Raw genomic sequence first — 8,126 nt, forward strand, 5'->3', positions numbered from 1 at the left:
GCGAGATATATGATTCCATTAAGTTTATATATACACTTTCCTTGGTGTATTCAGAAGTGCCCATATTGTGATTTTAATTCACATCAGTTAAAAAATGATTCTTATGAAGTCGATTATGTGGATGCATTATTGGCAGATATTGTTGAAATTGTCCCCAAAATCTGGGGAAGAACTATTCGTACGATTTTCATTGGTGGTGGCACACCAAGCTTGATGAAGCCTGATGATATGGCTCGTTTAATAAGTGGGTTACGCAGTTATTTGATTTTAGATCCCCACGCTGAAATTACTATGGAAGCAAACCCTGGTACAGTGGATGCTAATTATTTCAAGGCTTATCATGACATTGGCATCAATCGTATTTCCATTGGTATTCAGAGCTTAAATGATGATCATTTGAAAAAGCTGGGTAGGATTCATCAAAGTGATGAAGCTAAAAGAGCCGTACAAATTGCGCGTGATGCTGGCTTTGATAATATCAATTGTGATTTGATGTTTGCGTTGCCAGATCAAACAGTAAAGCAAGCATTAAGTGATTTGCAAGGTGTGATTGATTTGAAGCCTGATCATATTTCCCATTATCAATTGACGATGGAGCCGAATACTTATTTTTATAAATATCCACCTAAATTACCTGAAAGCGAATTAATAGAAGAGATGCAGTTGCAAAGCTATGCTTTATTAAAAGCCAATGGCTATCAACATTATGAAGTGTCAGCCTTTGCAAAAGCAGGGCATCAATCAAGGCATAATCGTAACTACTGGGAGTTTGGTGATTATATTGGGATTGGGGCGGGTGCACATGGCAAGATCACAATGCAAGGCGAGTCACGTATTTTAAGAACTTCCATTGAAAAGCATCCTTCACAATATTTGAAGAAAAATGCAAGTGAGCGAGTTGTGATTGAAGAAGTAATTAATGAAGAATTGCCTTTTGAATTTATGCTAAATGCTCTGCGTTTAAAACATGGCATTGAAGAAACTATTTTTTCTGAACGAACATTTTTACCAATTACTGTCATTGAAGATAGGTTGAATTTATTACAAAAGCGTGGATTAATAGTAAGAGAAAATGGCCAATTAAATACGACAGATCAAGGCTTTCTATTTTTAAATAATGTACTTTCGGAGTTTATAGATTAATATTTAATTTAAATTATTGACTAATTTTTTTTAATATGCTTATATAAATGCTGTAAAACCTATCTAGGAACAGAAATGAAATTTTTATTTGTAGTTGAAATGATGATGCTTTAGAGAGTTACTTGTAAGAGTGACTCTCCTTTCTGATTGAGTCACTCTAAAGCGCAAAGTTTCAAAAATGCAAAATACAACCGGAGTGACGAAAGTCCCTTCGGTTTTTTTATGCTGTAATTTTATATTAAATGAGTTTATTGAGGAGAAAACAGTTATGACACGCCCATTACATTTAGAAACTTTAGCCGTTCATCAGGGATTTAAGGGGGATGAAACAAATTCTATCGTACGCCCAATTCATACATCAACTGCATATCATTTCAATGATGCAGATCACGGTGCAGATTTATTTAACCTAGCGGCTGTTGGTAATATTTATTCACGTTTAACCAACCCAACGAATGATGCATTGGGTAATGTTGTAGCTGAATTAGAAGGTGGAATTGGTGGTTTATCAGTAGCATCTGGTGCGGCTGCATTATTGACAACAATTCTAACGATTTGTGAAGCTGGTGATCATATTGTTTCATCCAAATCTATTTATGGTGGTAGTTACTCATTATTATCGAATACTTTGAAGCCTTTTGGCATTGATGTAACTTATGTGGATCAAACTGCGCCTAAAGATGAGATTGAAAAAGAAGTTAAGCCTAATACTAAACTAATATTTGCCGAGGTAATTGGTAATCCTAAAGTGGAAGTACTGGATGTGGAAAAATTTGCAGCCATTGCTAAAGCGCACAAAATTCCATTTGTTGTAGATGGCACATTCACACCACCTGCTATTTTTAAAGCTTTTGACCATGGCGTTGATATTTTGATTCATTCTGCAACAAAATATCTGGGTGGCCATGGTAATGCGCTGGGTGGTATCATTGTGGATGCAGGGACATTTAACTGGGCAAATGGTAAATTCCCAAGTTTTACACAGCCACAAGATGCTTATCATGGTTTAGTATATACAGAAGCATTTGGTAATTTAGCTTTTCTAATTAAAGCACGTGCGCATGTGTTGCGTGATATCGGGACAACATTAAGCCCATTCAATGCATTTTTGATTTTACAAGGTATTCAAACATTACACATTCGTTTAGATTATGTTTCTAAAAATGCATTAGCATTGGCTGAGTGGTTGGAAAATCATCCTGAAGTTGAATGGGTTAATTATCCATTACTAAAAAGTAGTCCTGATTATGACCGTGCAACAAAGTATTTTCCAAAAGGTGCAGGTGGTATTTTGGCATTTGGTATTAAGGGCGGTAGAGAGAAGAGTAAGGTATTTATTAATAGTTTAGAATTAGGCATTCATGCTGTAAATGTGGGGGATGTGAGAACAATCGTAACTCATCCTGCAAGTACAACACATCGTCAAACACCTGCAGAAGAACTAAAAGCCATCGGTATTTCAGAAGGATTTATTCGTATTTCAGTGGGATTAGAAAATATTGAAGATATTAAAGCAGATTTAGACCAAGCATTGAGAAAATAATCCTTAGAATACTATTAATATCCAAGAACTAATATCTTAGCCTTTCTTGAGTGATTAAAGAAAGGCTTTTTTTGATTCACAAATATCATTATTGAAAAAATATTATTAATGTAGTGGTGTGTGATTTATAATTATGGGCTATTCATTGATATGAGGAGTAACAGTGTGAAAACCATTGCGTTTGTAGTCGGAAGTTTACGTCAAGGTTCATATAATCAACAGTTAGCTCAAGCAATTAGTAAATTATTGCCTTCGGATTATACCGCGGTATTTGCAGATATCAGTAAATTGCCATTGTATAATCAAGATAATGATGCGAATACTCCTGAAGAAGTTTTAGAGTTTAAGCAAGTGATTGCAACTTCGGATGCTGTAATTTTTGTGACACCAGAGTACAATCGCTCGTTTCCAGGAGTTTTGAAAAATGCGATTGATCAGGGGTCACGGCCATATGGTACTAATGTATGGCAAGGAAAGCCTGCTGGTATTTTAGGTACAAGCCCAGGTGCGTTAGGCACAGCATTGGCACAGCAACATTTACGTAATGTTTTAACATTTTTAGACATGGCAGTGTTAAGTCAGCCTGATGTTTATCTGCAATTTAATGAGAATTCATTTGATGCAGAAGGGAATATTACTAATGATAGTACTAAAGCTTACCTACAAGGCTGGGTTAAACATTATGTAGAATGGATTAAAAAAACGGCTTAGCATTTTAAGGCTATGTTATTTATAACATAGCCTTGTTTTATTATTGAACATTATGCTAGATTTAATTAGGCTTAAAAACTTTAAGTGATGGTGCATTGAGTTCTTTTGCATCATGCCCATGATGCTGATGCCCACTTGTATCTGTCCATAGATATTCGCCTACTTCACAAGTTTGAATCACAGGGAAATAAATTTCAGCACGATTATTTGCATTATCAGCAAAATAACCTGTAATCGTAAATTCATCATAATATTGATCGGGTAAAATGCCTTCCCATGTTACGGTGGTCACACCTTGCGTAATATTTTGGCCATATTGTTGATATGTTTTAGCATAAGGTTGTATTTTTGTTGTTATTGCCCAATTAGGTTTGAGCATCGGTTTAATACCAATGATTCCTTCAGGAGTTTGGATGCTGACTTTTGTAGTCGGTGTATTAGCACAGCCATGCGGAATGGCAAATGTTGCCTTAAATGCTTTGCCTTGAGTGATAGGTTTGGCATCGATAAAGCTAACATGAGCTGTTGCGATTTGCATGAGCAATGTGGATGCGATTAATGACAATTTTACGATGTTATTCATAATTAAATTTCATGATAAAAATGAGTAGGGTTTTAATTGTATCTGTTTTTTATTTTCCTGTATATACAAGTTGTCAATTATGTTGTTGAATACTTTTTATAGATAAGGAATTTTCAGTTATTTGATGATTGTATAAAATTTGATACAAACTTTTGAGTGTTGCGATCACAGCATCAGGGCTTGCAATAAAGGTAGGCTCTCCTTTCATAATATAGATTTGTTGATTTTGTATTGCTGATAGACTTTGCAAGTTTTGCCAAAAGGGATAAATTTTCTCAATTGTAATTGAACGAGTCTCATCCAATGATTTATTTTGATCACCTTGTAGCAGAATGATGATATCCGGATTCAGCATTAAGATACTTTCTTGTGACATGATCGGCGCATTGAGTGAGCCTTGGTAAGCATTGTGTGAACCAGTTGATTCTAAAATATCTTGATGAAAACTTTTACCAGCAGCACGTTGAGGTACTTGATTTAAGTAGTCTTCCCCTTCATAGGTATATAAAATTAATATATTTAGCGGATAATCTGACAAGTAATTGTTTTTGAGTGCATGATTGAGCTCATCGACTTTATAGGTTGCTCTTGATTGTATTTTGCAAATTTTACCAATTTCTGTGATGGATTTTTTAATAGTATCTAATGAGGAAAAAGAAATAAGATGGGTATTGAATTGAAGCATATCTAGCTTTCTTTTTTGTGGGCTATCTTTGGCAAGGTCTGCAAAAATAATAGTGGGATCAAGTAGGGCAATGGCTTCATAGTTAGGGTCTAACATCCCACCAATTTCTTTGATGTGACTATTTTTAGGTAAGCGATCATAGCGTGTTCCTGCCACAATATTTTCTTCTAATCCTAATGATAATAATGTATCGGTAATGGTTGGAGATAAAGAAATGATGCGTTGGCATTGCTCGCTCACTGCTAATGCAGATGCGCTGAATAATGAAGCATAGAGGATAAATAAAGATAAAAGTTTTTTCATTGTGAAATTATGGCCTCATATAATCTCGTAAGATTAAAAAAGAGGGCAGAACCCTCTTTTTCATGAATACTATAGTGAAATCAGTCTAAGAATCACCATCAGATCATATATCGCTCGAAGGGCGAGATATTTAGATAAATAATTTTAAACCTATCGCGCTATATTTTAACTTAGAAAGAAATTTTAACGCCAATCGCGCCATTGATACGTTTTTCACCATAACCCCAAACAGTGTAATAATCTTTATCTAACAAGTTATTCACACGAGCATAAATACTTACATCGTCATTGATTGCATAGTTTGTTGCAAGGTTCACCATCCAATAAGGTTTAAGATTTTTTTGAGGCGACCATCCGGCTAAATTGCTGACAGTACTGCCATGGTATTTAGCTTCAGCAAATATATTCCATTGCTCTAATGGTTTGAAATTAATATGGCCACCTACCATATGTTTAGGTACACGAACAGCCTTATTGCTCATTAAGGTGCCATTATTTTTTAAATAATCTCGTGCATCTGTATAAGTATAATTAAGTCCAAATGATAATTGATTATTGAGCTGTGTATTGGTTGAAAATTCTACACCTTTACTTTTGAATTCATCGCTAGATTTATATTTTGAAGTAGGGGAGTCAAAAATAATTCGGTCTTTAATTTTTTGTTGGAAATACGTTAATTCAACCGTTGTAGACTCAATCGGCGTTAAAACAACGCCAATATCGAAACCTTTGCTAGTTTCAGCTTTAAGGTTTTTATTGCCATATGTTGGTTCGTATAACTGATACAATGTTGGTGCTTTAAAGCCAGTACCATAGCTACCTTTAATTGCAACAAAATCAGTGATGTTATAACGAGATGTTAAGCGATATGTTGTTTTATCACCGAATTCTGAATGATCTTCATATCTTAAACCAATTGTATTGAAAAATTGGTTATTAAAATTAAGATGTTGGTCTAAGTAGAAGCTTTTTTGATTGATGCTTTTTTTAGGATAACTTGAATCATAAGGTCCATATTGAGAAACTGAATTAGTAAAAGTGGACATGGATTCTCTATTATAGGCAAATCCAAATAATGTTTGGAAATCAGAATGTAATGTTAATGTATTTTGCCAAGAAATCGTCTGTAATCTACCTTTAAAGGCACTTCTGCTATATGTCGTATTATATTTATGATCGGGATCTTGATAGTTTCTACTTCTACTATCGGAAATATCATAGATTAATGAGCTTAACCATTGTTCATCGAATAAAATTGTGTTGATGGCAAAACGGCCTAACCAACGTTTAGATTTTTGATAATAATATAATGCATCTTGTTTAGGGCCACCACCAAGATCTAAATCTGTATGCTGGCGATCATAACGTGCCATTAAATCAAAGTTGATCCAATCTAAAGGTGCATAATTAATATAGAAAGAAGCATCACGGTTTTTAAATTTGTCTCGTTCAGAGTTGCCTTCGAGTTTTTTATCCGCAGTAGAGATACCATGTTCTTGGTTTAACCCTAGAGCCAAAGAGTACATTAAGGTATCTGTTTGGCCTTGTGTTTGCACCGTTGTTTTAACATGTTCATAACTGCCACCTTCTAATGTTACTGTTGTCCGTTGTGGTCCACCTTTTTTTGTGAACATTTGAATGACACCTGCAGATGCGCTTGAGCCATACAATGTACTTTGAGGGCCTTTTAATACTTCAATGCGTTCTATATTTAATGTGTCTAATGTGCTAAAGTCAAACCCACGGCCAGCGCTGGATGGATTGTTGACAATCACCCCATCAATCATGACTAGAACGTTATCGCTACTCATGCCACGGATGAATGCGCCACTTAAACCATTGGCGCCACTTCTAGTAATATTGATGCCAGGTAATGTTGATAATGCATCACTAACACGTTGATATTGGCCATTTTCTAATTGTTGTTCAGAAATAACATTAATGGTGGAGCCAACAGTGTCTAGTTTTTGATCTGTACGGTTTGCAGTAAATACAATTTCATCTTTTTCTAAAGTCTGAGTAACACTTTGTTGATCATCATGTGTTTGTGCAAATGTTAAAGGCGTAACAAAAAAGATAGCACCCAGTGCCATATATAATGGGTTAAGTTTCATAAAATATCGAGTCCTAGTCCACGAGGAAATTAATCATAGGTCAACAAAGGTATTCCGACTTAGCTGTTTAAAGCATCACGATGGCGGGTCCGTGAGAGAATTACACTCTCTTCCCCTTTGTAGGTTGATAATTATACAAGAATTAATTTTTTTTATCTTTGATTAAGATTAAGATAAAAAATGGAGCACCTAGTAATGCTGTAATGACACCAACAGGCAGCTCAGAAGGTGCAAATAATAAGCGTGCGGCAAGATCTGCAATCACTAATATTCCACCACCTAAAAAAAGTACAGCTATCCATAAATAGCGGTGATCATTACCAATTAATTGACGAGTAATGTGTGGGATAACTAATCCTACAAAGCCTATCGGTCCACTGACTGCGATCATTGTTCCCATCATTAAACTCACTAAGAAAAATAGAGGGATAAATGTATAGGTTGGTTCAATACCACGGGTGAGAGCAATCGTATGTCCTGCATTGAGCAGATTAAGTTTGGGTGTTAATAATGCAATGATTATTGTACTGATTATCATAACAATTATTAAGGAGCTAATGTCATTATACCCAACATTAGTAATGGTTCCCATCATCCATTGCATCAGCCGATAGCTATCTTGTGGTCTGCCAATAGCTTGCATGATCATAACTAAGCTGCTGCAAAAAAAACTTAGAATGACGCCAACTAATAGTAAACGGGAGATGGATTCTAAGGCATTTTTATTCAGAACATAAATTAAGAATGTCATGAGTATTGCACCAATGAATGCAGCAAATGATAATCCAGAAAATATCCAAAGTGAAAAAGCAATCCCAGAATGTATATAAATAGCAGCACCTAATGCGCTGCCACTTGCAATGCCTAATGTGAAAGGTTCTGCTAATGGGTTACGTAATATTGCTTGGAAAACCATGCCAGAAATAGCAAGCATGGCACCAATTAACCAAGCAGTGATGATTCTAGGAACACGAATATTCCAAAAAATATTATGAATAGCAGGTAGGTCTTGCCATAACATTTTGGGAGAAATATTTTCCATAC

At 35.3% G+C, this 8,126-nt stretch carries 7 protein-coding genes; 3 read left to right on the plus strand and 4 right to left on the minus strand.

What is annotated here, in order from left to right:
* The 3 genes from hemW to BZK14_RS03895 form a co-directional block, all read left to right on the plus strand.
* The coding region (gene hemW, locus BZK14_RS03885; RefSeq protein ID WP_342742231.1) for a radical SAM family heme chaperone HemW at window positions 1-1,143 on the plus strand (1,143 nt) is incomplete at its 5' end.
* Window positions 1,144-1,411: 268 nt separating this feature from the next.
* Window positions 1,412-2,686 (plus strand): O-acetylhomoserine aminocarboxypropyltransferase/cysteine synthase family protein, encoded by a 1,275-nt coding sequence (locus BZK14_RS03890; protein WP_077925276.1) that lies wholly within the window; start codon window positions 1,412-1,414, stop codon window positions 2,684-2,686.
* Between the two features lie 165 nt (window positions 2,687-2,851).
* Window positions 2,852-3,397, plus strand: a complete 546-nt coding sequence (locus BZK14_RS03895) for an NADPH-dependent FMN reductase (RefSeq protein ID WP_077925277.1) — start codon at window positions 2,852-2,854, stop codon at window positions 3,395-3,397.
* Window positions 3,398-3,458: 61 nt separating this feature from the next.
* Here the strand turns inward: BZK14_RS03895 and BZK14_RS03900 are convergent, their stop codons facing one another.
* The 4 genes from BZK14_RS03900 to BZK14_RS03915 form a co-directional block, all read right to left on the minus strand.
* Window positions 3,459-3,980: a YcnI family copper-binding membrane protein gene (locus BZK14_RS03900; RefSeq protein ID WP_077925278.1), complete on the minus strand. Its 522-nt coding sequence runs from the start codon at window positions 3,978-3,980 to the stop codon at window positions 3,459-3,461.
* A gap of 73 nt (window positions 3,981-4,053) precedes the next feature.
* Window positions 4,054-4,968 (minus strand): ABC transporter substrate-binding protein, encoded by a 915-nt coding sequence (locus BZK14_RS03905; RefSeq protein WP_077925279.1) that lies wholly within the window; start codon window positions 4,966-4,968, stop codon window positions 4,054-4,056.
* 170 nt (window positions 4,969-5,138) lie between these two features.
* Entirely contained in the window at window positions 5,139-7,082 is a 1,944-nt protein-coding gene (locus BZK14_RS03910) for a TonB-dependent receptor plug domain-containing protein (RefSeq protein ID WP_077925280.1), read from the minus strand.
* 142 nt (window positions 7,083-7,224) lie between these two features.
* A partial coding sequence (locus BZK14_RS03915; RefSeq protein ID WP_077925281.1) for a FecCD family ABC transporter permease occupies window positions 7,225-8,126 on the minus strand: 902 nt, incomplete at its 5' end.

The sequence above is a fragment of the Wohlfahrtiimonas larvae genome (genome assembly GCF_002006755.1).
In the GTDB taxonomy this organism is placed as follows: domain Bacteria; phylum Pseudomonadota; class Gammaproteobacteria; order Cardiobacteriales; family Wohlfahrtiimonadaceae; genus Wohlfahrtiimonas; species Wohlfahrtiimonas larvae.

Excerpts from the sequence above, each read along its gene's own strand:
- BZK14_RS03890 (WP_077925276.1), top strand. The coding sequence starts at position 1,412 with ATGACACGCCCATTACATTTAGAAACTTTAGCCGTTCATCAGGGATTT.
- BZK14_RS03900 (WP_077925278.1), bottom strand. The coding sequence starts at position 3,980 with ATGAATAACATCGTAAAATTGTCATTAATCGCATCCACATTGCTCATG.
- BZK14_RS03910 (WP_077925280.1), bottom strand. The coding sequence starts at position 7,082 with ATGAAACTTAACCCATTATATATGGCACTGGGTGCTATCTTTTTTGTT.
- BZK14_RS03905 (WP_077925279.1), bottom strand. The coding sequence starts at position 4,968 with ATGAAAAAACTTTTATCTTTATTTATCCTCTATGCTTCATTATTCAGC.